General features: G+C 45.7%; 25 protein-coding genes. 19 read left to right on the forward strand and 6 right to left on the reverse strand.

What is annotated here, in order from left to right:
* Positions 1–74: 74 nt before the first annotated feature.
* The gene (gene nrdI / locus C4K46_RS08235) at positions 75–533 is read left to right on the forward strand and encodes a class Ib ribonucleoside-diphosphate reductase assembly flavoprotein NrdI (RefSeq protein WP_209628426.1); all 459 of its coding nucleotides are present in this window, start codon (positions 75–77) and stop codon (positions 531–533) included.
* Positions 534–566: 33 nt separating this feature from the next.
* Here nrdI and argS read toward each other — a convergent pair whose 3' ends face one another.
* Positions 567–2,255: an arginine--tRNA ligase gene (gene argS / locus C4K46_RS08240; protein WP_209628427.1), complete on the reverse strand. Its 1,689-nt coding sequence runs from the start codon at positions 2,253–2,255 to the stop codon at positions 567–569.
* Between the two features lie 103 nt (positions 2,256–2,358).
* On the opposite strand from argS, the gene argR reads away from it, so the two are divergent.
* On the forward strand, positions 2,359–2,799 hold the full coding sequence (argR, locus tag C4K46_RS08245; protein ID WP_209628428.1) for an arginine repressor: 441 nt from the start codon (positions 2,359–2,361) through the stop codon (positions 2,797–2,799).
* Positions 2,800–2,944: 145 nt separating this feature from the next.
* Positions 2,945–5,467 (forward strand): DNA mismatch repair protein MutS, encoded by a 2,523-nt coding sequence (gene mutS, locus C4K46_RS08250; RefSeq protein WP_209628429.1) that lies wholly within the window; start codon positions 2,945–2,947, stop codon positions 5,465–5,467.
* 134 nt (positions 5,468–5,601) lie between these two features.
* On the opposite strand, the gene C4K46_RS08255 is transcribed toward mutS, so the two are convergent.
* The gene (locus tag C4K46_RS08255) at positions 5,602–6,063 is read right to left on the reverse strand and encodes a DUF3021 domain-containing protein (RefSeq protein WP_209628430.1); all 462 of its coding nucleotides are present in this window, start codon (positions 6,061–6,063) and stop codon (positions 5,602–5,604) included.
* 13 nt (positions 6,064–6,076) lie between these two features.
* Positions 6,077–6,529: a LytTR family DNA-binding domain-containing protein gene (locus tag C4K46_RS08260; protein WP_209628431.1), complete on the reverse strand. Its 453-nt coding sequence runs from the start codon at positions 6,527–6,529 to the stop codon at positions 6,077–6,079.
* A 184-nt stretch (positions 6,530–6,713) separates the two neighbouring features.
* Between C4K46_RS08260 and mutL the strand changes: the two genes are divergently transcribed.
* Positions 6,714–8,645: a DNA mismatch repair endonuclease MutL gene (mutL, locus tag C4K46_RS08265; protein ID WP_209628432.1), complete on the forward strand. Its 1,932-nt coding sequence runs from the start codon at positions 6,714–6,716 to the stop codon at positions 8,643–8,645.
* Positions 8,646–8,656: 11 nt separating this feature from the next.
* Complete coding sequence (locus tag C4K46_RS08270) at positions 8,657–9,097, forward strand: GNAT family N-acetyltransferase (RefSeq protein WP_209628433.1); 441 nt, start codon at positions 8,657–8,659, stop codon at positions 9,095–9,097.
* 198 nt (positions 9,098–9,295) lie between these two features.
* Here C4K46_RS08270 and C4K46_RS08275 read toward each other — a convergent pair whose 3' ends face one another.
* The 3 genes from C4K46_RS08275 to C4K46_RS08285 form a co-directional block, all read right to left on the reverse strand.
* Positions 9,296–10,525, reverse strand: a complete 1,230-nt coding sequence (locus C4K46_RS08275) for an MFS transporter (RefSeq protein ID WP_209628434.1) — start codon at positions 10,523–10,525, stop codon at positions 9,296–9,298.
* Positions 10,526–10,653: 128 nt separating this feature from the next.
* Positions 10,654–11,166 carry an RDD family protein gene (locus tag C4K46_RS08280; RefSeq protein ID WP_209628752.1) on the reverse strand — a complete coding sequence of 171 codons (513 nt, stop codon included), beginning with the start codon at positions 11,164–11,166 and terminating at the stop codon, positions 10,654–10,656.
* Positions 11,144–11,653: a helix-turn-helix domain-containing protein gene (locus C4K46_RS08285; RefSeq protein ID WP_209628435.1), complete on the reverse strand. Its 510-nt coding sequence runs from the start codon at positions 11,651–11,653 to the stop codon at positions 11,144–11,146. Before C4K46_RS08285 ends, C4K46_RS08280 begins: the two co-directional genes overlap by 23 nt.
* A gap of 158 nt (positions 11,654–11,811) precedes the next feature.
* Here C4K46_RS08285 and ruvA point away from each other — a divergent pair, with 158 nt between their 5' ends.
* The 14 genes from ruvA (at position 11,812) to C4K46_RS08350 (ending at position 24,419) form a co-directional block, all read left to right on the forward strand.
* Positions 11,812–12,402 (forward strand): Holliday junction branch migration protein RuvA, encoded by a 591-nt coding sequence (gene ruvA, locus C4K46_RS08290; RefSeq protein WP_209628436.1) that lies wholly within the window; start codon positions 11,812–11,814, stop codon positions 12,400–12,402.
* An 11-nt stretch (positions 12,403–12,413) separates the two neighbouring features.
* On the forward strand, positions 12,414–12,980 hold the full coding sequence (locus tag C4K46_RS08295; protein ID WP_209628437.1) for a DNA-3-methyladenine glycosylase I: 567 nt from the start codon (positions 12,414–12,416) through the stop codon (positions 12,978–12,980).
* A gap of 298 nt (positions 12,981–13,278) precedes the next feature.
* Positions 13,279–14,532, forward strand: coding sequence for a competence/damage-inducible protein A (locus C4K46_RS08300; RefSeq protein WP_209628439.1), 1,254 nt, complete (start codon positions 13,279–13,281; stop codon positions 14,530–14,532).
* Positions 14,533–14,580: 48 nt separating this feature from the next.
* Positions 14,581–15,714 carry a recombinase RecA gene (gene recA, locus C4K46_RS08305; RefSeq protein WP_209628441.1) on the forward strand — a complete coding sequence of 378 codons (1,134 nt, stop codon included), beginning with the start codon at positions 14,581–14,583 and terminating at the stop codon, positions 15,712–15,714.
* A gap of 597 nt (positions 15,715–16,311) precedes the next feature.
* The gene (gene spx, locus C4K46_RS08310; protein ID WP_209628443.1) at positions 16,312–16,710 is read left to right on the forward strand and encodes a transcriptional regulator Spx; all 399 of its coding nucleotides are present in this window, start codon (positions 16,312–16,314) and stop codon (positions 16,708–16,710) included.
* 355 nt (positions 16,711–17,065) lie between these two features.
* Positions 17,066–17,632 (forward strand): SP0191 family lipoprotein, encoded by a 567-nt coding sequence (locus C4K46_RS08315; RefSeq protein ID WP_209628446.1) that lies wholly within the window; start codon positions 17,066–17,068, stop codon positions 17,630–17,632.
* Positions 17,633–17,773: 141 nt separating this feature from the next.
* Positions 17,774–18,040, forward strand: a complete 267-nt coding sequence (locus tag C4K46_RS08320) for an IreB family regulatory phosphoprotein (RefSeq protein ID WP_209628448.1) — start codon at positions 17,774–17,776, stop codon at positions 18,038–18,040.
* A complete protein-coding gene (gene ruvX, locus C4K46_RS08325) occupies positions 18,040–18,459 on the forward strand; it encodes a Holliday junction resolvase RuvX (RefSeq protein ID WP_209628450.1) in 420 nt (139 codons plus the stop codon). The genes C4K46_RS08320 and ruvX overlap by 1 nt, the downstream gene beginning before the upstream one ends.
* Positions 18,460–18,475: 16 nt before the next feature.
* Positions 18,476–18,790 (forward strand): DUF1292 domain-containing protein, encoded by a 315-nt coding sequence (locus tag C4K46_RS08330; protein WP_209628452.1) that lies wholly within the window; start codon positions 18,476–18,478, stop codon positions 18,788–18,790.
* A gap of 133 nt (positions 18,791–18,923) precedes the next feature.
* Positions 18,924–20,162, forward strand: coding sequence for a bifunctional folylpolyglutamate synthase/dihydrofolate synthase (locus C4K46_RS08335; protein WP_209628454.1), 1,239 nt, complete (start codon positions 18,924–18,926; stop codon positions 20,160–20,162).
* A 62-nt stretch (positions 20,163–20,224) separates the two neighbouring features.
* Positions 20,225–20,695 carry an SP_0198 family lipoprotein gene (locus C4K46_RS08340; RefSeq protein WP_209628456.1) on the forward strand — a complete coding sequence of 157 codons (471 nt, stop codon included), beginning with the start codon at positions 20,225–20,227 and terminating at the stop codon, positions 20,693–20,695.
* Positions 20,696–20,923: 228 nt separating this feature from the next.
* A complete protein-coding gene (gene cls / locus C4K46_RS08345) occupies positions 20,924–22,432 on the forward strand; it encodes a cardiolipin synthase (protein ID WP_209628753.1) in 1,509 nt (502 codons plus the stop codon).
* 283 nt (positions 22,433–22,715) lie between these two features.
* A complete protein-coding gene (locus C4K46_RS10620) occupies positions 22,716–22,841 on the forward strand; it encodes a hypothetical protein (RefSeq protein ID WP_275946379.1) in 126 nt (41 codons plus the stop codon).
* Positions 22,842–22,895: 54 nt separating this feature from the next.
* Positions 22,896–24,419, forward strand: a complete 1,524-nt coding sequence (locus tag C4K46_RS08350) for a heme transporter CcmD (RefSeq protein WP_209628458.1) — start codon at positions 22,896–22,898, stop codon at positions 24,417–24,419.
* The last annotated feature ends 95 nt before the right edge of the window (positions 24,420–24,514 follow it).

The following is a 24,514-nucleotide window of genomic DNA, read 5'->3' on the forward strand; positions in this document are numbered from 1 at the left end:
TTGACAAATAGCAGTTAGGAGCTTAAAATTTAAGAGAGCGACTAGCTGTTATTTTTTATTTTAGGAGTAAGGATATGAAAAAAATTTCCCTTGTTTATATTAGTTTGAGTGGTAATACTGAGAGTTTTATCAAGCGTTTGACGGCCTTTTTGCAGGAAAATCATGAGGGATTGGAAGTAGAGCAGGTCAATATCAAGGATTTGGTCAAGGAGGGCCAGGCCTTTTTCGCGGTCAACAATCCCTTTGTGGCCTTTCTCCCAACCTATCTGGAAGGTGGCAATGGTGTGGACACAGGTGATGTGGAAATTTTGACCAATGATTTGGGGAAATTTATCGCCTTTGCTGACAATGTCCAGAACTGTCTGGGAATCGTGGGAAGTGGTAACCGGAATTTTAACAATCAATACTGCCTGACTGCCAAGCAATATGCTGAGCGTTTTGGCTTTCCAGTCCTGGATACCTTTGAGTTGCGGGGCCTACAAAATGACATCCAACGTATCGGTCAAAAAATCGCAACTCTTTATCAATTATAAAAAAGAGATTGGAAAACCAATCTCTTTTTATCTTTACATTTTTTCAGGTGCATCTACTCCCAGCAAACGCAGAGCTTCTTTGAGTACCAGGGCAGTTGAGTAGCTGAGGGCCAGACGGCTGTCCCGCTCAGGACTTTCATCCAAAATCCTTGTGTGGGCATAGAAGCGGTTGAAGGCTTGGGCCAGGCTGATTGCATACTTGGCTACAACTGAAGGCTCAAAGTTATCTGAGGCCCGCTTGATGACGCGTGGGAAGTCTTGGAGTAGTTTGATAATTTCCCAACTTTCAGGGTCCTGTAGGCTGTAGTCTACTGCTGGGTCTGGCTGGAAGTTGGCCTTGCGCAGGATAGACTGAATCCGAGCGTAGGCGTATTGGATATAAGGACCAGTTTCTCCCTCAAAGGAAACCATAGCTTCTAGGTCGAAGTCATAACCGTTACGGCGGTCGGTTTTAAGGTCGTAGAACTTGATAGCACCGACCCCGACTGCATGGGCCACTTCTTCCTTATTTTCTAGGTCGGGATTTTTCTCTTCGATTTGGTTCTTGGCCCTAGTAATCGCCTCCTGGATAGTTGGCTCAAGCAGGATAATATTTCCCTTACGGGTAGAGAGCTTTTGCTTGTTCTTGGTAACCAGACCAAAGTCCACATGGATCATGTCATCGCTCCAGTCAAAGCCCATCTCCTTTAGGACCGCTTTTAGTTGGCGGAAGTGGTTGCTCTGCTCTTGACCAACGACATAGACATTTTTAACAAAGTTATAGGTCCGAGCCCGATACATGGCGGTTGCAATGTCGCGCGTGATATAAAGAGTGGCCCCATCTGATTTCTTAATCAAGGCTGGTGGCAAGTTGTAGTCGTCCAACTCAACCAGTTGTGCACCTTTAGATTCTTTGAGCAAGCCCTTGTCTTCAAGGATTTGCACGCCTTCGTCCATCTTGTCGTTGTAGAAGGCTTCTCCGTTTAGACTGTCAAATTGGACACCTAATTGGTCATAAATCCGATTAAATTCGACCAGGCTTTCATCGCGGAACCATTGCCAGAGTTCGGTTGCTTCAGGATCACCATCTTCCAGTTTTTTGAACCATTGACGGCCTTCTTCGTCTAATTCAGGGTCGTTCTTGATTTCTTCATTGATTCGGACATAGAGTTTGAGGAGCTCATCGATAGGATTGGCTTCAACTGCCTTTTGGTCACCCCATTTTTTATAGGCGACCATGAGGAGACCAAATTGTTTGCCCCAGTCGCCCAAGTGATTGATTTTGATGGTATTGTAGCCCATCTTGCGGAAGATATTTGAAAGGGCATCTCCGATAACGGTCGAGCGCAGGTGGCCGACTGAGAAGGGCTTGGCGATATTGGGACTGGAAAGGTCGATGGTGATATTTTCACCCTGTCCTTGGTCTTGCTGCCCATAGTTGCTGCCTTCTTTGATAACTTCCTGGATGACCTGGTTTGAAATCTTACTTTTATCCAGGAAGAAGTTGAGATAGGGTCCGGTTGCAACAACTTTTTCAAAGGCGCTACTGTCAATTTTTTGGGCGAGGTCGCTAGCAATTGCTTGTGGGGCCTTGCGCTCAATCTTGGCTAAAGAGAAGGCAGGAAAGGCGATGTCACCCAAGTCAGAGCTTTTGGGTTGTTCAAGCAAGTTTAAAATAGCTTCTTGGTCTAAACTGGTTAGGACCTTGGCTAATTCGCTTGCGATTAGTTGTTTATTGTCCATAAGGTCTCCTTTAATCTTTTATTATTATTTTATCACAATTTTCAGCGAATCTTCAATTTTTTTGGTATAATTTAGGGTATAAATATACAGTGTTGAGGGTGAAATGAAAAAAAGCAAACGTCATCAGATAATCAAGGATATGATCAAGGCAGAAAAGTTAGGAACGCAAAAAGAAATTCAGGATCGTTTAGAAAAAATCGGGATTTTTGTAACCCAGACAACCCTCTCGCGGGATTTGCGGGAGATTGGTCTCACCAAGGTGAAGAAGGATGAGAAGAGCTACTATGTCTTGGCCTTTGAAACGGAAGAAGTCAATCTGATTGAATTTCTATCCAAGCATATTCAAAGTGTTGCTAGGGCAGAGTTTAGCCTGGTCCTCCATACAGACCTGGGCGAGGCTTCTATCTTGGCCAATGTAGTAGATGGTCACCCAGAGGGGCGGATTTTAGGAACGGTAGCTGGGGCAGACACCCTCTTAGTGATTTGTCGCGACCAAGAGGCGGCAAGCGAGATTGAAGGAGAGTTGCTCTCAGCCATGGACTAAAGCCTTGGCCCAAAGAGCTAGTATAAACTTCAAGGATGATTAGATAAGTTCTAGGAGATCTCAAAACAGGATTTGGCTGAAGAGGCCAGCTTGCTGTTTCAGGTCTCCCTCTCTTTTGTTAGGGACAAAATAAGAAAGGATAACAATGGCAAAAGAAAAATTATCTCCCGGCATGCAGCAATATTTAGATATTAAGGCCAACTATCCGGATGCTTTTTTACTCTTTCGGATGGGAGATTTTTATGAATTGTTCTACGAGGACGCGGTTAAGGCGGCCCAGATTTTAGAGATTTCTCTTACCAGCCGCAATAAAAATGCGGAAAATCCCATTCCCATGGCAGGAGTTCCCTATCATTCGGCCCAGCAGTATATCGATAGTCTGATAGAGGCGGGCTATAAGGTGGCTGTTGCGGAGCAGATGGAGGATCCCAAGCAGGCAGTCGGGGTGGTCAAGCGCGAGGTGGTCCAGGTCATCACCCCAGGAACGGTGGTAGACTCTAGCAAACCAGCCAGTGAGAATAATTTCTTGGTGGCCCTAGATGTCCTAGAGAGGACTTATGGCTTGGCCTATATGGACTTGGTGACCGGAGAGTTTCGGGTCACCAGTCTGACTAGTTTTGCCCAGGCCTGTGGAGAAATCAAGAATTTACGGGCCAGGGAGTTGGTCCTGGGTTATGACTTAGAGGAGGAAGAAGAGCAGGTTTTGAGTAAGCAGATGAACCTCCTCCTGTCCCCTCAAGCAGAAATCTTGGACGACGTTCATTTGTTGGACTCGGACCTATCGCACTTAGAGCACCAGGTGGCAGGCAAGCTCCTAGCCTATGTCCATAGGACCCAGCTGAGGCAGCTCCAGCACTTGAAAAAGGTCCAGTCTTACCAGATCAGGGATTTCCTCAAGATGGACTATGCGACCAAGAGTAGTCTAGATTTGACCGAAAATGCTCGGACAGGGAAAAAGCATGGCAGTCTTTACTGGCTGATGGATGAGACCAAGACAGCCATGGGGACCAGGCTCTTGCGTTCCTGGATTCAGCAGCCCTTGATTGACCTTGAGCAAATCAAGCAACGCCAGGATATTGTAGAGCTTTTCTTGGCCAACTTTTTTGAACGCAATGACCTAGCCGAGAGCCTAAAAGGGGTCTATGACTTAGAAAGGCTAGCCAGTCGAGTCTCCTTTGGTAAGACCAATCCCAAGGACTTGCTCCAACTAGCCCGGACCCTGGGAAATGTACCCCAGATTAGGGGAATTTTGGAATCCCTAGACCAGCCGGCCTTGGCCAGTCTGATTTCTGAGTTGGATCCGATTTCCGAGCTGGCTGACTTGATTGATGGGGCCATCTCGCCCGATGCCCCCCTCCTTATTACCGAGGGCAATATTATCAAGACTGGTTTTAATCAGACCCTAGATAAATATCGGCTCATCCTGCGTGAGGGGACGAGCTGGATTGCCGAGCTTGAAGCCAAGGAACGAGAGAACTCGGCCATTAGTAACTTGAAGATTGATTATAATAAGAAGGATGGTTATTACTTCCATGTTACCAATTCCCAGCTAGCCCATGTGCCCAGTCATTTCTTCCGCAAGGCGACTTTGAAAAATTCGGAGCGTTTTGGGACAGAGGAGCTGGCTAAGATTGAGGGGGAAATCTTGGAGGCTAGAGAGCGCTCCGCCAATCTAGAATATGAGATTTTCATGGATATTCGTTCAGAGGTAGCCAACTACATCCAGCGTCTCCAAAATCTGGCCCAGGCCCTGGCCAGGGTAGATGTCTTGCAGGCCTTTGCCCTGGTTGCTGAAAAAGAGCACCTGGTTCGGCCGACCTTTACTAAAAAGTCGCTTATCCTTATTGAAAAGGGGCGGCATCCAGTTGTCGAAAAGGTGCTGGGAGCCCAAAGCTATATTCCCAATAGCATCAGTCTAGCTGAGGATTCTCATATTCAGCTGATTACAGGACCTAATATGAGTGGGAAATCAACCTATATGCGCCAACTGGCCATGATTGTTATTCTGGCTCAAATGGGCTCCTATGTTCCAGCAGAGGCTGTTCAAATTCCAATTTTTGATGCTATTTTTACCAGGATTGGGGCGGCTGATGATTTGGTGTCGGGTCAATCGACCTTTATGGTAGAGATGATGGAGGCCAATCGAGCCTTGGCCGAGGCTAGCTCAAACTCCCTTATTCTCTTTGATGAATTGGGCCGGGGAACAGCCACCTATGACGGCATGGCCCTAGCCCAGGCTATTATCGAGTACATCCACCATCATATCGGAGCCAAGACCCTCTTTGCCACCCACTATCATGAACTGACTGATTTGGAAGAGACCCTGCCCCAGCTGGAAAATGTGCATGTGGCCACGCTGGAAAAGGACGGTCAGGTCACCTTCCTCCATAAGATTGAATCGGGACCGGCCGATAAGTCTTACGGAATTCATGTAGCCAAAATTGCAGGCCTGCCAGAAGATTTGCTGGTAAGGGCGGATAAGATTTTGACCGAGTTGGAAAATCGAGAGCAGACCTTGTCCAAAGAAAAAACGGTCGAAGGCCAGCAACTGTCACTATTTGAGGAAAAGTCCAATCCTGTTCTTGAGGACTTGGCTGCTCTAGACCTGAACAATATGACCCCGCTAGAAGCCATGACTGCCCTAGCGGATTTGAAAAAGAAACTATAAACAAGGGGCTAGGAAATAAGCTCCAGCTAAAGCAAAAGGCATGGAATCTTACGTAGAACCGTTGATTTCACGCCTTTTCTTATGATTGCGAACTAGGAAAAGGGTCTAAATTTACCTTTTTCTAGTACCCTTCTTTATTGTCCTAAAATATGGTTAATTTCTTTAATTTTTTTTCTAGTAACCATATAGAAAATAATCCAAAGAATGAGGTAAATCGCACTAAATTGGAGAGTTATAGATAGGATAAAAGAAAGGGGAGATACGGGGTCAATCCAGCCGGCAAGAAAGGCCAGCGGTAGAAAGCCAAAGAGACTGGTCAAATAATGAGCCAAGGTGGCTTTGAGGGGGCTCCAATTCCTTTCAAAGAATTGGGAACTGATCCCAAAAAGTAGGCCAAGAAGAAACCAGATAAGTAGGGCATAAAGCATGATGAAGGCGCCAGGGACCCCTTGATCACTAAGCCATTGCCCAACTGGAGAATGAGCATTGAGGGGGGTATAAGATTGGGAGCTAGAGAGGGCTGAAAAGACGATAGAGATAAGCAGGCCGGTAATGATGCCGATAGCACCAGCTTCTAAGAATTTTTTGAGTTTCATGATTGTACTCCTTTCATTTATTTTTATAAAGTTCTAATCTTTTTTTGATAGATTTCAAGTAACGGCGGGACGAAAATGTTCTGTCTCCATTTTTAAGCGTCATCTCAATCAGACCATTGGGCAGTAAAGCTAGGTGGTCAATCATGCTAACTTGTACAATTTCTGATTGAGAAATTTGTAAAAACCTTTGGTCGAGCAGCTCTTTTACTTGGTAGAGCCGCAAGGGAACGCTATAGCTGTCCTTGGCTGTCCAAGCTAGTAGCTTGCGATTTTCAATGTTGAAACGTAAAACATCGTCCAAAGGTAAGCGATATAGTTCTTCCCCTTTTTTAACAGTCAGCCTATCAGGCTTGCCTAGGCCCTTAGCCCGGTTAATGATGTCCCTGAGGGCGGGCGTCAATTCATGGGCCTCGATGCTGATTTTTTCTTCTTTTAGCTCTTTGGAAATGGTTAGGACCAGCTTCATGGCTCATCGCCTCCTTTCACTATTATTAAACCGCATTTGCAGGGAGAAAACAAGGCCTTTTGCCTATTCGGTCGAAATAAGAGCCTATTTGGTTGGGAGTTTACCTCCTTTGTCTATCTGCTGGAAAAAACAAGACCGGAAGGCTTTGTGTTATAATAGGGAAAGAAGAATTACGGAGATAAGCATGAGTAAAATTATCGAATTACCAGAAATTTTGGCCAATCAGATTGCGGCAGGTGAAGTGATTGAACGCCCTGCTAGCGTGGTCAAGGAGCTACTAGAAAATGCCATTGACGCAGCTAGTAGCCAGATTAGTATAGAGATTGAAGAGGCTGGTCTGAAAAGTATTCAGATTACAGACAATGGGGAAGGAATTGTGAGCGAGGATGTCCCCTTGGCCCTCCTGCGCCATGCTACTAGCAAGATTAAGAAGCAGGCAGACCTCTTTCGCATTCGCACCCTAGGTTTTCGGGGGGAGGCCCTGCCTTCGATTGCTTCTGTCTCCAATTTTCGCTTAGAGACGGCAAGTGAGCAGGAAAAGCATGGTAGTCTCCTAGAGGCTAGGGGCGGTCAGATTGAGCGTTTGGAGCCGATTAGTCGCCCTGTCGGGACCAAGATTCGGGTAGAGGATTTGTTCTTCAATACCCCAGCCCGACTCAAGTATATGAAGAGCCAGCAGGCCGAACTATCCCATATTATTGATGTTGTCAACCGCTTGAGCCTGGCCCATCCAGAAATTTCCTTTAGCTTGACCAATGATGGGCGGGAGCTGATTCGGACAGCCGGTCGAGGGGACCTCCGCCAAGCCCTTGCGGGCATTTACGGTCTGGCCAGTGCCAAAAAGATGATTGAGATTCAGGCCGAGGACTTGGATTTTTCGGTTTCAGGCTACATCAGCTTACCCGAGTTGACCCGGGCCAATCGCAACTATATTACCATTCTCATCAATGGTCGCTACATCAAGAATTTCCTGCTCAATCGGGCCATTTTAGATGGTTACGGTAGCAAGCTCATGGTTGGGCGCTTTCCGCTAGCCGTTATCAATGTTCAGATTGACCCCTACCTAGCTGATGTCAATGTTCACCCGACCAAGCAGGAGGTACGGATTTCTAAGGAGAAAGAGCTGATGGCTTTGATTTCACAGGCTATCGCTGCAAGTCTCAAGGAGCAAGACCTAATTCCAGATGCTCTGGAAAACTTGGCCAAATCGACCATTAAGCGTGCTCAAAAACCAGAGCAAACCAGTCTACCTTTACAGGAAAGTCGGCTTTATTATGAACGGGAAAATAGCCGGATTGAGCCTAGGGCAGAGGTTTCTGATAGCCAAGTCCAGTTGGAGCAGGTTGACAAGTCTGTAAAGGAAGTTGACAGCCCTCCAGTCAGCAAGGTGCGTTTTGCTGAGCGCAATGATCATTCCTATAATCAGCTAGACCATCCAGAGCTTGATCCAGCTAGTCTGGATAGAGCCCTGTACAAGCTGGAAAGGGAAGAAAAATCGTCTTTCCCAGAGTTAGAATTTTTCGGCCAGATGCATGGGACCTACCTTTTCGCCCAAGGGCAGGGCGGTCTTTATATTATTGACCAGCACGCTGCTCAGGAGCGGGTCAAGTACGAATACTACCGGGAAAAAATTGGGGATGTGGACAATAGCCAGCAACAGCTCTTGGTGCCTTATATTTTTGAGTTCCCGGCTGATGACATGCTGCGCATCAAACAACGCATGAATTTGCTGGAGGAAGTCGGCATTTTCTTGGAGGAATATGGAGCCAACCAGTTCATCCTGCGCGAACATCCGATTTGGTTTAAGGAAGAGGAAATCGAGACAGGTATCTATGAAATCTGTGATATGCTGCTCTTGACCAAGGAAGTTTCTATAAAAAAATATCGGGCTGAACTGGCCATTATGATGAGCTGCAAGCGCTCAATTAAGGCCAATCATAGCCTGGATGATTATTCGGCGCGTGATTTAATCTATCAACTATCCCAGTGTGACAACCCCTATAATTGCCCCCATGGGCGTCCGGTCTTGGTCAACTTCTCCAAGTCGGATATGGAAAAGATGTTCCGCCGTATTCAGGAAAATCATACCAGCCTTAGAGAGCTGGGTAAATATTAGAGGAGTTTGCCATGGAAATAGTTAGCATGAAAGAAGGGGACTATCAAGAAGTCTATGATTTGTGGCTGGCTTGTGCGGGTATGGGCTTGAACGACCTAGATGACTCTCCGCAAGGGATTAGCTGCTTCTTAGCCAGAAATCCTCAGACCTGCTTTGTAGCTAAAAAATCGGGAAAAATTGTTGGCGTTATTTTGGTAGGTTCTGATGGGCGCAGGGCCTATATCTACCATACGGCAGTTCATCCAGACCACCGCAGGCAAGGGATTGCTGGGAAATTGGTGGAGAAGTCTGTGGCTGCTCTGAAAGAAATGGGCATTCACAAGGTTGCCCTGGTCGTTTTTGAAAAAAACCAAAAAGGAAATGACTTCTGGGAAAAGCTAGGCTTTACGGTGCGCGAAGACCTAGTTTATCGGAATAAGACCATAACTCAAATGACGCGGATTGATACCTGATAAAAACGGGAGTGGGACAGAACTTATTCCTAGAAAAGAATAAGTTCTGTCCCACTCCCGCGATGCCTATTAGGGTTATGCGGAGCCTGGAAAGGCGAACGTAGAATCCAAAAGGCTCCCGTAGCTTGAACTTTGTACTGATATGTTCTACAAATTTGATACTTCACCTAGTCCGGTTTAATTGCTGATTTTAGCTATTTATGATGGGAGGCCGTCAAAATTTTTCAAAAGGTAGAGACCGAGTAGGAGCAGAGCCCCTAGAGCTAGTGAAACAGCAAGAACTCCAAGGCTAGTTGCGACAGAGACTAGAAAAATGGCAAGGAGGCTGGGAAGAACAATGGTAATCGTGCCGACAGCGGATTGGACAACTCCCATATCCTCTTCGGGAATCAGGCCAAAGACAGCTGCTTGGAGTCTAGGTGAGGTAATGCCCGTCACCAGTGCATCGCCAAAGACAGCAAAGGTGATGAGGGGAAAGTTGTTGGAGAAAAAGCCAATCAATAGCAAACCTTCCATCAGTTGGCCGGCATAGAGACTAGCTTTGCTAGAGATATTTTTGAAAAGATTTCCGCTGAAGAGATTTCCTGCAATAAGGCCCAGTAGTTCAAGCGTGGTCATAAGGGCTAGGGCCTGACCTGTTTTTAAGCCGAGAAAGGGCTGTTTAATCAATAGAAGGGTGACGATTGGAGTGGTCACACTCAGAACAGCTTGGCTGATAGACAAGATAACAAAGAGTTTCATGACCCTGTGGAATTGCAAGAGTTTTTTGGAAGAATCTATCAAATGTTTCCAGAAATTTTTAATGGTGGCAGGTTTGGCCTGGATTGTTATCCTGTCCTCGTAAGAGACCAGATTTTTCCTAATCAGTAAAATTCCTAGAAAGGATAGCAGAAAGGTCAGGGCATTGATAAGGGCAAGAAGCTCAATGCTAATAAAACCCAAGGCCAGGCCACCAGCTAGGTTGCTGAGTGTTCGGACTAGGTTCAGTGTTGCCTGTCGAAAGCCCATGGCTGAGGCCATATCTGCTCGGATAATTTTGATGTAAATAGGTGTCAGCATGGCACCTGAAAAAAAGCCAAGGGTATCTGATACCAGATTGATAAGGCAGATAATAAGCACCGAGCTGATAGAAAAATCAGTACCGGCTAATAAAAGAGCAACCAAGAAATACAAGAGAAACTTGACCAGGGTAAGTAAACTGTATTTAAAGATGCGTCGGCTCTGAAAATCGGCAATGACTCCAGTAAAAATCTGCAAGATTTGCGGCGCTGTTTCTGATAGAGAAATCAAAAAGATAGCAAGAGGGGCGAAAGGAGCGGAAGAGACATGATTGATAAAAGCCAGATAAAAAATCGTATCTCCGACCGTTGAAATCCATTGATTGATTGTCAGTTGTCTGAAATCCTTATTTGTAAAAAATATATTCATGGCAAGCCCTCTTCTAGCTCAAATGGGAATTGTTTAAAAATTCATTTTCATTTTAAACTTCATCGTATAGTCGCTTTTAATGATTATAATTATACAAAAAATAGAATTTTATATCAAGTTCTTTCATTTTAGATCTGCTTTTCCTGCACTTGGCTTCCTGCTAGAAGGTCGCCTAGGTGCCGTTTGTCCTTGGTAAAAATGGTCATGGAAATCAGAAGGAGCATGAAAAGAAGCGATAGAGTCGTCAGAACAATGGCCCAGCTATCTCCTTTATAAATGGCGCGAATGGTTCCCATATGCCCCAGCTGCCAAGGAAGGAATTTGACAGTAGACCTGACTAAACTGCGCAGCACCGTTTTCTTGCGGTAGACCAGCTCTAACCCCGCCCACCTTTTACCAAAACTGCCTTTTCCGTAGTCCAGATAGGTAAATAGCAGGATAATGGGGAGGACAGAAGTCAAAGAGGCTGTTAGTTGCGATTGGCTTTCTGTCAAACGCGGAATTTTGCCTAAAATAATCGTGTAAAAACCCATTGTCAAAAGAAAAAGTAGCAAAAGATAGAGCCAGATAAAGCCCAAATCAATCAAAACTTCCTTGCTTCTCTTTTTGATAGCTAGCTTATTGATTTTCTGGATCTTCAACCTCGTCATCTTCTTTCTTTTCTTCAAAGCCGATGACTTGGTCCAGGTACTTTTCTTTGATATTCATGCTTTTCTTAATCGCTATTGCGCTAGCAATCAGAAGAAAAAAGCTCAACCAAGCGATAAGCGTGTATTGCTTAGAGAAATAAAAACTTCCCATCCAAACAAAGTAAATCAAGGCGATGACAAAAATGTAAACCACTTGCCAAAAGCTGAAAGACTTGACTTCTTTATAGTAGCGCTCCTTTTCATGGTCGGAGATTGTGATAGCTGTCCGCTCGGGCTCGTTTTTATCTTCCAAAAGGAGATAATCCGTCGTCACTTGGAAAATCTTACTTAGCTCGACAATTTTCTCGACTTCAGGAAGCGCTTGGCCAGATTCCCATTTGGAAATACTCTGGCGAGAGACGTTAACTTTTTCGGCTAACTGCTCTTGAGAAAACTGTTTTTCTTTTCGTAGGGTAAAAATTTTTTCAGCGAGATTCATATAGCTCCCTCCATTTCTATCTGTATTTTATCATTTTCCCCATGAATTGAGAAGATAGTTCCCTTTCCATTTTGGCAACCAGCGGTTGCACTTGCCTTAGCAGTGGAAAAAAGGGCTCATTATGATATACTAGAGAGGAAAAAAGTTGAGGAAAGAAAATGTACGAATATTTTAAAGGAATTTTAACCAAAATTACGGCCAAGTATATTGTAGTAGAGGTCGGAGGTTTGGGTTATATTTTACATGTAGCTAACCCTTATGCCTACTCTGACCAGCTCAGTCAAGAATTACAGATTTATGTCCATCAGGTGGTGCGTGAGGATGCGGAGTTGCTCTATGCTTTTGCGACCGAGGAGGAGAAGAGGCTCTTTTTAAACCTTATCTCGGTTTCCGGTATCGGTCCAGTATCGGCCCTGGCTATTATCGCTGCCGATGATAATGCCGGCTTGGTTCAGGCCATTGAGCAGAAAAACATCAGCTACCTGACCAAATTTCCCAAGATTGGTAAAAAAACAGCCCAGCAAATGCTACTGGACTTAGAAGGCAAGGTGGGAACTATTGAGAATGCTAGCCCTCGTCAAGAGGCCCAATCGACAAATGAAAACCAGGCCTTGGAAGAAGCCATGGAAGCCATGCTGGCCTTGGGCTATAAGGCGGCAGAGCTCAAGAAGATTAAGAAATTCTTTGAAGGAACCAGTGATACGGCTGAAAATTATATCAAATCAGCCCTCAAAATGCTGATGAAATAGGAGGAACAAGAATGGTACAAAAAGAAGTGAAACGCTGCGGCTGGGTCAAAATGAATAACCCACTCTACATCGCCTATCATGATGAGGAGTGGGGCAAGCCCCTCTACGATGAGCAGGCCCTCTTTGAGCTCCTTTGTCTAGAAAGCTACCAGTCGGGCCTCTCCTGGGAGACGGTCCTCAATAAGCGTCAAGCCTTTCGTCAGGCCTTTCATAACTATGATTTGGACAAGGTGGCGACCATGAGCGACCAAGATTTGGATACGCTCTTAGACAATCCAGCCATTATCCGCAACAAAAGCAAGATTTATGCTACGCGCGCCAATGCCCAAGCCTTTCAAAAAGTGCAGGCGGAATTTGGTAGCTTCAACGACTATCTCTGGGCTTTTGTGAATTTTAGCCCCATTGACAATCAGGTGACAGATTACACCTTGGCACCAGCCAAGACAGCTCTATCTGAGCAGATTTCCAAGGATATGAAAAAACGTGGCTTCAAGTTTGTCGGTCCCGTCTGCATTTACTCCTTTTTACAGGCAGCAGGACTTGTCAACGACCATGAAGTGGATTGTGACTTTAAATAAGAGCCTTAGTTTGTCGAACTGGGACTAGCAGGACTTGTGTGTATATTTGGAGCTTGAAAGAGTCCATCTAGAGTCTAAAGACTAGTTGCTCTGCTAGCCCCCAGATAAGAGGTTGGAGACCCTGTCTCAGCCTCTTTTAGTCTGTCTTTGCCAGCCAAATTCTCCTCCTTTGATGAAGCAAAGTCGCTCATCATAAGGTTTTTGAGAGGAAAAGGCCTTATTTTCTTTTGAAACTAAGTTTTTTCCCTTTTTTATGATAAAATAAAGCCAAATTACGAATTTAAAAATAGGAGTTCTCATGAAAGCAGAAATCATTGCAGTAGGAACAGAAATTTTGACTGGGCAGATTGTCAATACCAATGCCCAGTTTTTATCAGAAAAGTTAGCTGGGCTGGGTATTGATGTTTATTTTCAAACGGCAGTTGGGGACAACCAAGAGCGGCTCTTGTCGGTCTTACAAATTGCCAAAGATCGTAGCGACTTGGTGATTTTAACAGGAGGTCTGGGGCCGACCGAGGACGACTTGACCAAGCAGACCCTGGCTCAATTTTTGGGGCGGGAGCTAGTCATAGACCCTAAGGCCCTGGCCAAGTTAGATGGCTTCTTTGCCAGCCGGCCCGACAGGAGTCGCACACCAAATAATGAGCGGCAGGCCCAAATACTAAAAGGCGCCCTTGCCCTGCAAAATGCAACCGGACTTGCAGTGGGCGGACTTATCCAAGTTGACCAGGTGACCTATGTCCTCTTGCCTGGGCCTCCGAGCGAGCTCAAGCCCATGGTCAATCAAGAATTGCTTCCGCTCCTCGTAACTGGTGAGCAGCTCTACTCTAGGGTCTTGCGCTTCTTTGGTATCGGTGAGAGCCAGCTTGTGACCGTCTTGGCTGATTTGATTGAAGACCAGACCGATCCAACCCTAGCCCCTTATGCCAAGACAGGCGAAGTGACCCTGCGCCTATCGACCAAGGCTAGCAGTTTGGCTGAGGCCCAGAAAAAACTGGACCAGCTAGAGGAGGCTATCCTAGCCAAGGCCAACCTGGCAGAGCTTTTCTATGGCTACGGCGATAACTATTCCCTGGCCCAGGCCAGCTTTGACTTATTGAAAAGCCAAGGCTTGACCCTCACAGCGGCAGAAAGCCTGACGGCAGGCCTCTTTCAAGCGACCTTGGCGGACTTTTCAGGAGCTTCTAGTGTCTTTAAGGGTGGTTTTGTCACTTACAGCATGGAAGAAAAAAGCAGAATGTTAGCGATCCCTTTGGCTGATTTAGAAAAACATGGGGTGGTTTCTGCTTTTACGGCTGAAAGAATGGCAGAGCAGGCTCGCAGGTTGACCGAGAGTGACTTGGCGGTGAGCTTGACCGGAGTGGCTGGTCCAGACAGCCTAGAAGGTCAGCCACCAGGGACGGTCTTTATTGGCCTAGCCAGCCATCAGGGGGTTAGTTCAATCAAGGTCAATATCGCTGGAAGAAGCCGTTCAGATGTGCGTGAAATTGCTGTTTTACATGCCTTTAATCTGGTGCGAAAAACTTTATTAAAGGCAGGAATTTTGCTATAATAGTGAAAGTGTCAATCGGCAATCTTTTTATAACAATAGGAGAAAGAAATGGCTAAAAAACAAAAGAAATTAGACGAAATTAGCAAAAAATTTGGGGATGAGCGCCAAAAAGCTCTGGATAATGCCCTAAAAACAATCGAAAAAGACTTTGGTAAGGGAGCCATCATGCGCCTTGGCGAGCGAGCTGAACAGAAGGTTCAGGTCATGAGTTCAGGTAGTTTGGCCCTTGATATCGCCTTGGGAGCTGGAGGCTATCCTAAGGGACGGATTATTGAAATCTACGGACCAGAAAGTTCAGGTAAGACGACAGTAGCCCTGCATGCGGTAGCCCAGGCCCAAAAAGAAGGGGGTATTGCAGCCTTTATCGATGCAGAGCATGCCCTGGATCCTGCCTATGCGGCAGCTCTGGGAGTTAATATTGATGAATTACTCCTGTCTCAGCCAGACTCTGGTGAGCAGGGTCTTGAAATCGCTGGAAAATTGATTGACTCAGGGGCAGTGGACCTGGTAGTTGTGGACTCAGTGGCAGCACTTGTTCCGCGTGCTGAAATTGATGGTGATATCGGAGATAGTCATGTTGGTCTGCAAGCCCGTATGATGAGCCAGGCCATGCGTAAATTGTCAGCCTCTATCAATAAAACCAAGACCATCGCTATCTTTATCAACCAACTACGGGAAAAGGTTGGTGTTATGTTTGGAAACCCAGAAACCACACCAGGTGGACGGGCGCTCAAGTTCTATGCCTCTGTCCGCTTAGATGTTCGGGGCAATACCCAAATCAAGGGAACAGGTGAGGCCAAGGATACCAATGTTGGTAAGGAAACCAAGATTAAGGTCGTCAAAAATAAGGTGGCGCCACCCTTTAAGGAAGCCTTTGTTGAGATTATGTACGGTGAAGGAATTTCTAAGACTGGGGAATTGATTAAGATTGCGACTGACCTAGACATCATTCAAAAGGCCGGTGCCTGGTATTCTTATCAGAATGAAAAGATTGGTCAAGGGTCAGAGAATGCTAAGAAATACCTGGCAGACCATCCAGAGGTCTTTGAAGAAATCGACCAGCAAGTGCGGATTAAGTACGGCTTGATTGAAGCCGACCAAGCCGAGCTACCGGCTGAGGAAGCCAAGGAAGAAATCGAAGCAGTGACACTGGACTTGGATGCCATTGAAATCGAAGATTAGTCAAGATAGGCTGGATCTGCCTCCGTATTACTAGGTGGCTCGCTAGCTAGTGGCTAGGCCTGGGTCAGCTGACCCAGGCCTTTTTTGGAGCTTGTGAATAAAGTAAGCAAAGCTTATCACAAAAAAACTTAAAAGGAATAGTTCGTCAGCTTTCTTGTCTCTAGGCTGACGTTTAAACAGTTCACTGGACTGTGTAAGGTTGCGGATGAAACAAGCAAAGCTTGTTTCAAAATCCGAAGCCGGTAAAGGCGAACGAAGTCTCAAGGCATTCGATGAATGACTGGAAAGAAGGAAAAGACCGGAAGCTGTTAGCTTGCAGGAAAGCAAGCGTAAAGCGAAAGGATCTTTGACGCGGCTAGCGCGTCTAGTGCATAAACCGAATGTGTTTCAGAAGCCAAAGACTTTTGTCTCGACCTCTTTTTAGATTTTAGACAGATGACAGATAAGTATCTAAAAATGTCATTTTATCCAGAAAAATTGGGCATCTTGGGACCATTGGAACAGAAATTTTGTAAAATAGGTCGCAAGACCGATGGTTTTTGTGGTATAATATACTACGATATTAGTATCGTATCGTGTGGCGAAAGGAGTACTTACATGATTACAATTTATACAGTCTCAAGTTGCACTAGCTGTAAAAAAGCAAAAACTTGGCTTAACGCCCATCAATTAACCTATAGAGAACAAAACCTTGGTAAAGAAGGAATCACAAAGGAAGAAATTTTAGATATTTTAACAAAGACAGAAAACGGTGTTGCCAGCATTGTTTCCTCAAAAAATCGCTATGCCAAAGGACTTGGTGTGGATATTGAGGATCTCAGTGTCAATGAGGTCATCGATATTATTATGGAAACACCTCGGATTTTGAAGAGTCCGATTTTGGTAGATGATAAGCGTCTCCAGGTCGGCTACAAGGAGGACGATATTCGGGCCTTCTTACCTCGTTCTGTCCGCAATGTTGAAAATGCAGAGGCTCGCCTACGTGCAGCCCTATAAGAGAGAGCTTGACTCTCTCTTTTTTTGTTTTTGTATTAAATTCTGTCCTTTTCAAGCCTGAAGGTGAGTGTTTAAGGTCTGGACCTAGGCCCGAAAAGTCAGGTAGTTTGGAGCTTCTTTTGGTCTTTCTTCCTAGGGAATTTCTGTTGCCCCTAGTCCTTCTACTCCCACTCGCAGATCTAGGTCTCTAGGCTCTGACTAGGGGCTTAGGGGCATTGTTTGCGGAAGTTGAGGATTGACAAGTTGGGTGAGTGTGGTACAATAGCGGTATAGATACCTTGGAGACATCAGGCCCAAAGCCAGTAGCTGACAACTTCTGGCTAGCTCTGATTTTTCCGAGCTTAAGGAGGCCAGCATGAAAAAAATATTACCACTAGCCTTGGCTCTGGTCTTACTGGGAGCTTGTGGTCCAAAAAAAGAGACCAAGACAGACGATAATAAGGAAACCCTGCCTAGCTCTTTACCCATCCTGTCTCAGTCTGACTCGTCTAAGGAGAGCAAGAGGGTAAAACTGGCCTTTCCCAAGGGAGAGGGAACTAGCCAGCAGAGCCAGATTATCGACTATCAAGGGGACCAGTTTTTAGCCCTAACCATGGAAGATCTCAGTCCTCTGACTGCCGAATTGCAGGAGGCAGTCCAGCAATTTGGGGCAGAAGAAACGCAGAAGATGCTCAATGAATCCTTTGCTCAAGACGAGGCTAATAAGGCCCTGCGGGATTTGGCTGGTTTTAGTCTGACCTATGAAATTGTGGACAATCAGCTCAAGAGAAGTAGCCACTATGATTTTAAAAAGCTCAATTTGGAGCAGGCAGAGGCCATTCCAGTCCTCAAATCGGCTGGTTTGAAGGAGTTGGTCAAGCTAAAACCGACCGACTATATCGAGCGGCAAAAGCAAAATGGGGCTATTGAGGTGGCTGACTAGACTAATAGTTACTGCTAGAAAGCTTCTTGGACAAGAGGGAGAAGAAAGCTAAAAATTAGCTGCTTTTCAGCCTTATTTAATTGAGAAAAGGGCTGAAATATGCTATAATAATAAGTATTCTAAATGAAAGAGGGTGTAGTTGTGGGATTTACAGATGAAACCGTACGCTTTAATCTTGATGATTCAAATAAGAAAGAAATTAGCGAGACCTTGACAGATGTTTATAAGTCACTCAATGAAAAAGGCTATAATCCAATCAATCAAATCGTAGGATACGTACTCAGTGGAGATCCTGCGTATGTGCCTCGTTATAATAATGCTCGCAATCAAATTCGTAAATATGAACGTGATGAGATTGTCGAAGAATTGGTTCGTTATTATCTGAAAGGGCAAGGCATCGATCTCTAATGAGAATTATGGGACTAGATGTCGGCTCCAAGACAGTGGGTGTGGCCCTTAGTGATCCTTTGGGCTTCACAGCCCAGGGGCTAGAAATTATTCCGATTGATGAGGAAAAAGGGGAATTTGGATTTGAGCGCTTGAAGGAGCTGGTTAAGGACTATCAGGTAGACCGCTTTGTGGTGGGCTTGCCTAAGAATATGAATAATACCAGCGGACCTCGGGTAGAGGCTAGTCAGGCCTATGGTCAGCGGCTCCAGGAAATCTTTCAGTTGCCGGTGGACTATCAGGATGAGCGCTTGACGACAGTAGCTGCTGAGCGCATGCTGATTGAGCAGGCTGATGTTAGCCGGAGCAAGCGTAAAAAAGTGATTGACAAGTTAGCAGCCCAGCTGATTTTACAAAACTATTTGGATCGTAACTTTTAAAGATAAAGGAGAAAAAATGGCAGAGCAACATAAGCATGATCATCAGGAAGAGAGGGAATTGATTACCTTGGTAGATGACCAAGGCAATGAAACCCTATTTGAGATTCTTTTGACGATTGATGCCAAGGAAGAATTTGGGAAGAACTATGTCCTTCTCATTCCGGCTAATGTAGAGGAAGATGAAAACGGTGAGGTCGAAATTCAGGCCTACTCCTTTACTGAAAATGAGGACGGAACCGAGGGAGACCTTCAACCAATTCCAGAAGATGCCAATGCAGAATGGGATATGATTGAAGAAGTCTTTAATAGCTTTATGGAAGAAGCTGAATAAAAGGTCTTTAAGGAGGCTAGGACTTAGAGTCCTGGCCTCCTTTTAGGTTTCATTCTTGGTCCAAGGCAAAGTGGCTTCTTTTGCTGGGGCCCTTTTGATTGTAGTTAAGAAGTAAGGATATAAAGGAAAGTAGATGACAAGGACAGTAGAGTGGTTGGATTCACGAATCGGTTTAAATTTTCGGCCAGGTTTGGAGCGGATGGAACGGGCAGTGGCCTTTTTCAAGCAGCCCCAGGAGCAGTATCCCATTATCCATGTTACAGGGACCAATGGCAAGGGCTCGACCATTGCTTTTTTAAGCAGTCTCTTTCAGGCTCATGGAAAAAAGGTAGGAACCTTCACCTCGCCCCATATTGTCAAGATTCAGGATCGGATTGCGATTAACGGCCAACCGATTTCCGACCAGGACTTTGAGCGCCTGGCTAGTCGCTTGGCCGACCTAGAAGAAAGTATCTTGGGAGAAGATAAATTTTCCTACTTTGAGATTTTGTGCTTGCTTGCCTTTTTATATTTTGCCCAAGAAGGGGTGGAACTAGCCCTGATTGAGGTCGGAATTGGTGGGCTTTTAGACACAACCAATGTGGTGACAGGCGAGCTCGCCCTAATCAGCTCTGTTGGTCTGGACCATCAGGAGACCTTGGGCTCTAGTCTGGCTGCCATAGCCGAGCAGAAGGCTGGAATTTTCAAGCCTGGTAAAAAGGCCCTGATAGGGCCCCTGGCTGAAGAGGCAGAACTGGTTTGCCAGAAAAGGGCAGAAGACTTGGGTATTCCTCTCTATCAGTATGGGGAAGATTTTAGCCTGATAGAGGGGGCTTTTGTCAGTCGAGATTATATGTTTGACCATTTGAGTCTGGGCCTTGTGGGTGCTCATCAAGAGGAGAATGCCGCCCTGGCTCTGGCCGCCTTTTGCCTCTTTATGGAGGAGCGGGAGTGGCCGATTTCGGCTTCGGCACTTAGGACAGCCTTGGAGCAAACTCGCTGGGCTGGTCGCTTGGAGGAGGTCAAACCTCGGATTTACTTGGACGGGGCCCATAATCTGGCTGCCCTAAAGCGCTTGGTGGACTTTATCCAGGAGCAAAAGGTCGATCAGGTGGAAATCTTGTTTGGAGCCTTGAAAAGAAAGGACTATCAGGCTATGCTGACCTATCTCAAGCAGGAATTGCCAGCAGCCAGGCTGACAGTGACTAGTTTTGCCTATGGGGAGGCCTTAGAGGAGGCAGATGTGGCGGGGCTTGCCTATAGGCCTGATTATCTAGCCTATATTCAAGATTTTCAAGAAAAAAAAGAGCAAACCTCACTGCTCTTTGTGACCGGCTCGCTCTACTTTATTTCCGAGGTTCGCCAAGCCCTGCTGGCGGATGGCCATAGCTAATTTGTTTACGGTTTCAAGTTTCTCTGGTATAATATACTTAGAAAAGGAAAGGAGCTAAAACCATGAAAAAAATAGAAAAACTATCTCTAATAGTAGCCTCGCTGGGGGTCTGCCTACTCTTGATAGCCTGTGGAAATTCCAAGCAAGACTCTTCCAGTTCCTCCCAAGCGAGCAGCAGTCAAGCTAGCTCTGCTAGTTCTAGTAGCGCCAGCTCCAGCAGCTCCCAAACTAGCTCTGCTAATACGAGCAGTTCTTCTTCGGTGGCAGCTCCCTCAGATTTGGACGGGACCTATAAGGCTAGCCATGAAGGGGATGACTTAACCCTGACGCTTTCTGGCAACAAGGGAAGTTTGACCAAGATTGAAAGGGACGGGGAGCAGGAAATTGAGCAGGTGGAAGTTGATCCTAATAACCAGACCATGATTATTGGAGATGACGTCAAGCGCTATTATGTTAATGGCAACCAACTGACCATTGAGGACCGCGATCAGGAATTGGACGACGACGATACAGTGGTTTATACCAAGCAATAAAAAGGAAGGGGGGATAGCCTCCCTTTTTTAATAGTAAAAAACTTTAGTTAGGGAGCCTGCCTCTTAAAAGAGGTCCAGTCCTTTCAGCCAATCCTAGGGGGCTAAAGGGGAGGCTGGCTAGTTCCTTAGGTCCCGCTTTTCTCTAGGGGCTTGATTTATTAGGGAAGGGTCGCTATACTAGAAGTAATAAAAATAAGGAGGAGTCCTGTGAGAAAATTCCAGCTCTTGATGTCAAAATATGGTTTCAGTCTCATTATCATGATTTTAGAATTGGGCTTTGTTTTTGGGCTTTTCTTTTATCTGGGGCAGGTTAACCAGGACTTGTGGATTGTCTTTGTCTTTATCCTGACGGTGGCTACGATTTTCTCCATTGTCAATCGCTCCATGACTCCTGAAAGCAAGGTAACCTGGCTTTTGATTGCCTTTGTACCGGTGGTCGGCTCTCTGATTTATCTGATGTTTGGGGAGCGGCGCCTGTCCAAGAAGGAGATGAAGCAGCTGGAAAAGATGGACTCCATGAAGTTTCGGGAGGACAATAGTTATGAACTGAGACTAAGGCTCAAGGAGCAAGATAAGTCGGTCTATGGAATTATCAAGTCGCTCTTGAGCATGGACCATAATGCAGATATTTATGATGGGACGTCCTCGCGCTACTTTGCCCTGGGAGAGGACATGTATGAGGCCCTGCTCGCGGACTTAAAGACGGCCCAAAAATTTATCTTTCTAGAATACTATATCATTGAAGAGGGCAAGATGTGGAATAGTATTTTAGCTATTCTGAAAGAAAAGGTGGCCCAGGGGGTCGAGGTCAAGCTCCTCTATGATGATATCGGCTGTATGGCTACCCTGCCAGGCAACTATACTCGTAAGCTCCAGGCTCTGGGCATTGATGCCCATAAGTTTAACAAGGTGATTCCTCGAATGACGGTGGCCTATAATAATCGAGACCACCGGAAAATCTTGGTTATCGACGGGCAGATTGCCTATACGGGGGGAATCAATCTGGCTGATGAATACATCAACCACATCCAACGTTTCGGCCACTGGAAAGACGGGGGAGTCCGGCTGAATGGACGGGCGGTCAAGGCCTTTACTCGTTTGTTTCTGATGAACTGGTACATCAATCAGGGAGAAATTAGTGATTTTGACCAGTACCATCTGGACAATATGGCGGTTGAGGGGGCTGGTGGCCTCTATGTTCCCTATGGGAGTGGGCCCAAGCCCATGTATAAGGCCCAGGTCGGCAAAAATGTCTATCAAAATATCATCAGTCAGGCTACTGACTATGTCTATATCACCACTCCCTATCTAATTATCGGTTATGATTTGACCGAAGATATCAAAAATGCGGCCATGCGGGGAGTAGATGTGCGAATCTTGACCCCCTTTATCCCAGATAAGCGCCTCATCCAGCTAGTTACTCGGGGGGCCTATCGGGATTTGATGGAGGCTGGAGTCAAGATTTATGAGTACCAGCCGGGCTTTGTCCATAGTAAAAATCTAATCGCTGATGATGAATTGGCTGTGGTTGGGACCATAAATTTTGACTACCGCAGCCTGGTCCATCACTATGAAAATGCTGTTTTAATGTATCAGACGCCATCATTAAAGGAAATTAAAGAGGATTTTGAAGCCATGTTTAGGGTCTCTCAGGAAATTCATGAGGGGGCCATAAAAAACACCTGGTACCAACGCCTCCTAAAAGAGATAGTCCAGTTGTTTGCACCCATGTTATAGGGAGACCAAGATATAAAGGTCCGCTGGCTGGACCAAGAGCCCTCGGGCTCTTTTTTTAGTCAGAAAATCGTTTTTTTGACAGTGATTTTAGCTCTTAGATAGTTTATAGGTTTTTCTGATAATGTTTGGGGAGGGCAAGACCTTTCTGCTGGAAGTTTCAATGGTGGAGAAAATTTTCTCATAGAACTATCCCACCTTTTGCTCCACCCAGGCTCTACTAGTTGCTGGTTCTTGAGGCTAGTTTTGGCTGGTTTTACGAATAATTAAGGTAGAGGAGGTGGCTATGGCTAAATTAACTAGTGAGGAGCAGGTTTTTTTGGACCGCTACCAGGCCCAGACCTACCACCGTTTTCGAGACTTGGAGCGCTATGTGGCCCTCATAAAAAAACAGGCTAAGGAAGCAAGCTGACAGAAAAGTGACTTTTTGATATACTAGTAAGGACTTATATCAAGGAGAATCATTATGTCTGATTTGCAACAAAAGCCAGAACAGGAAAAAACACTCAGCCCCCAGGAAGCTCCCAAGAGGGCAGAGGACCTAGGGCTACCCTTATTTATGATGGTTTTATGGAGTGGTTTGCTTAGTATTCTAAGTGTGGCCAATCCTTTTTTGACTTCTCTGGCCAACAATCTTCAAAGCCAAAATTTATATGCTGGCTGGGCCATGAGCCAGGGCCAGGTCGCCTACGGTCATTTCTATGGGAATAGTGGTCTTTTATATTACCTAATCGACTGGCTGGGGAGCCTCTTTATGGGGCAAATTTTATTTGCTGCCTTAGAGTTTTTTGCCCTGCTCTTTGCTGGGGTCTATCTCTTTCGCTTGACCTACCTATTGACTGGCAAGGAAAAGCTGGCTCAAAAAATCCTGCCCCTGCTTTACCTCCTGGTCTTGACCCTGGGCTTTGGCGGACTTTACGCAAGTATCTTTGTCCTGCCCTTTATCCTCTGGGGGGCCTACTTTGTCGCCCGTTATAGTCATAACCAGACTCGGGACAAGACCTTTATCTTGTTTGGGGCTGTGGGAGCCCTGGCCTTTATGATTGAGCCGGTCACCAGTGTTCTTTTTTATGTCTTAAGTTTCATCGTTTTAACTATCTTTAATATTGCCCGCAAGAGAAAGGCTCGGGGTCTTTACCAGCTCTTGGCCGACCTTTTTGGTTTTTCCCTGGTCTTTTATCCCTTGGGTTATCTGACTGTCTGGAATGGTAGTTTTGGTTTTGCTATCAGCCAGGTCACCTATCCCTGGGATAGTCTCAGTTTTAGTCATGGGGGGCTTTTGGGGAACCTCCTACTTTATCTGGGCTTGGCTCTAGCTCTGGGCTTTTTCAGCGCTATCTTCATGGCCCTGGGTCCTTCGGATAATAAGAATGATTGGCCTGTTCGCCTCCTAGCTATTTTGGGGCTCTTGGCCAGTCTAATTATCAATATTTTGCGGCCAGATCAAGGGGCCTACCAGCTTCTAGTCAGCCTGCCCTTTGCTATGATTTTGCTGATTTTCTGGCTTAATCGGGGCTTTCAAGAGGCTGCAGGCCGGCATAGTCGCTCCCGCAGGAGACCCTCTGTCTTTCGCTCCTACTTTGCCGCTAGCTTCTTCCTTCCCCTCCTTGCCATGATTTATCTAGTGGTTGCTCCCTTGGTGCAGACCTATATCTTGGAAGGGCAGGAGACGAACGAGCGCTCCAAGGTAGCTCTCTACATTAAGGATAAGGCCAAGAAGAGCGATAAAATTTATGCCTGGGACAAGACAGCCAGTCTCTATCAGGCCAGCGGTCACCTATCGGCAGCCTCTATCCTAAGTCCCAGCCTTTACCTGGGAACGTCCGAAAACAAGATTGCCCTAAGCAACCAGCTAGGAGACAATGGAGCCAAGTATATCCTAGTCAATAAGGATGTGGAGCTTCTGGACGATGTCAAGAAGCAATTAGGGAGCAATTATGAGGAGGTAGACCTCCAATTAAGCCAGTTCCAACTCTACCAACTTAAATAAAACAAATCAATATATTGTGGTTAAAATAAAATTTTAAGAAATTTTCCACAATATATTGATTTTTTATTGGGAAGTGATATAATATGTCTTATGAA

The sequence above is a fragment of the Streptococcus oricebi genome, assembly GCF_017883985.1.
Taxonomy (GTDB): Bacteria; Bacillota; Bacilli; order Lactobacillales; family Streptococcaceae; genus Streptococcus; species Streptococcus oricebi.